General features: G+C 62.1%; 2 protein-coding genes. One reads left to right on the forward strand and one right to left on the reverse strand.

What is annotated here, in order from left to right; translation table 11 throughout:
• Positions 1-669 (forward strand): extracellular solute-binding protein (locus ACRCSW_RS08335; RefSeq protein ID WP_438704158.1); only part of this gene is annotated, 669 nt, incomplete at its 5' end.
• A gap of 413 nt (positions 670-1,082) precedes the next feature.
• On the opposite strand, the gene ACRCSW_RS08340 is transcribed toward ACRCSW_RS08335, so the two are convergent.
• A partial coding sequence (locus ACRCSW_RS08340; RefSeq protein ID WP_438704160.1) for a HalD/BesD family halogenase occupies positions 1,083-1,742 on the reverse strand: 660 nt, incomplete at its 5' end.

Here is a 1,742-nt window from a genome sequence, read left to right on the forward strand (position 1 = left end):
GACTATGCCTTCACCGCGATCGCCTACAACACCGAAACCGTGCCGGTGGAGGACGTGGCCTCGCTCGCGGTGTTCCTCGACCCGAAATATGCCGGGCGCATCTCGCTCCCGGACAACACCGATGACGTCTGGAGCCTTGCACTGCTGGCCACCGGTGTCACCGACTGGACGGCCGTGACGGACGAGCAGTTCACCGCCGCCGCCGACTGGCTGCGTCAGGTCCACCCGAACGTGCGGGCCTACTGGTCCGATCCGTCGGAACTGACCCAGCTGATGGCGACGGGCGAGGTGCAGGTGGCCTGGTCCTGGAACGACGCCGTGGCGCTCTTGCGCTCCGAAGGCTTCCCCGTGGGCTTCCAGCGCACGCCGGCCGAAGGTGTCACGACCTGGTTCTGCGGCCTTGTGAACATGAAGGACGCCCCCGGCAGCGAGGACAAGCTTTATGACTACGTGAACTCGTTCATCGCCCCGTCCTCGGCGCAGGTGATGCTGGATACCTTCGGCTATGCCCACGCCAATGACGCGGCGCTGTCGCAGATTCCGGCGGAGGCTCTGGTGGCCGCGGATGTCAGCCCGATCGAAGGCACCCTGCTGCCGCAGGTGCCGATCCCGACCGAAGTGCGCGACCGCATGCTGGAAGAGTTCGAGCTGATCAAGTCGGGCTTCTGATCGAGGCTTCAGATGATGGGACGCCCGGAGGGAAACCTTCGGGCGTTTCTGTATTTGGAACGCCGCGTCGGTCTGGGTGAAAGGAATTGTCGGCCACCCTGAAGGTCTGAACCCCAGGTCCACTCCGGGCGCTGAACGGTCTCTCTTCACCCGGCGTCGAGGGAGAAGCCTGCCGGGCGCTGAGGCAGGCACCCGCCGTGACCCGCGGTGGGTCAAGAATCCGAGTGAGTAAAATCAATGGGTTATGAACGCGTTCAGGGTTTGGTAAGGTCTGGCGCTGGAAACGGCAGAATTGAGCGCGGTTTGACTGATACCGCAGGCCGCTCCGATGTCGGCTTACAAGCCGGACAGGTTTCCGAACACGACTGCTGTTTGGCAGCGCCGCAGTGCCGCAGGTTGGTTCAGACAGTCAGTCAGTCAATCAGGGCGTCTGCCCGCTGGCCCGCGCGCTCGTGGTGGATGGGAAGTGTTCTTCCATAGAGCTGCCGGGTGCGCTCCACGCTGCCCACCATGCCCGGCTCCTGCGCGTAGGAGAGAATGGCCACGTAGCGGGGTGTCGCGCCTTCCAGGGGTGCGACACGATGCAACGAGTAGCGTCCTTTGAACAGCTGCAGATCGCCGGGTTCGAGCTTTAGCGAAATCACTTTGTCGGAAGTGCCGTCGAGGGCCTTGGAAACCTCGTCAAAATTCTCGTCCTCGCTGGTTCTTATCATCGGGGCGTATTCAAAGGCACCGCCACTCTCAGCGTTCTGCAGCGCCAGCGTGACGGTGAAATTGTTGGTATCGAAGTGCCAGGGGAACCCATTGCCCTCCCAGGCCGCGTTCACGATCACATCGGCCAGCGGGTCGGCATAGCGGAAGAAGCGGTCTTCGGGTTCCTGAAGACATTCACGAATGAACGTGTCGAACCCTTCGCTGTCGACGATGGTTCGCAAGGCTACATCTGCATGAAAGTTATCAGCCGGGATGAACGCATTCGATCTGTCAAAGAACCGGCGTCTGGGATCGGTCTCGGACAGGGTCAGGTCTTCTTGCGTGAAATAGGCGTTGGTGCGCGAGTAGCTGCGGTGGCC

The sequence above is a fragment of the Tabrizicola sp. genome (genome assembly GCF_051645465.1).
In the GTDB taxonomy this organism is placed as follows: Bacteria; Pseudomonadota; Alphaproteobacteria; order Rhodobacterales; family Rhodobacteraceae; genus Tabrizicola.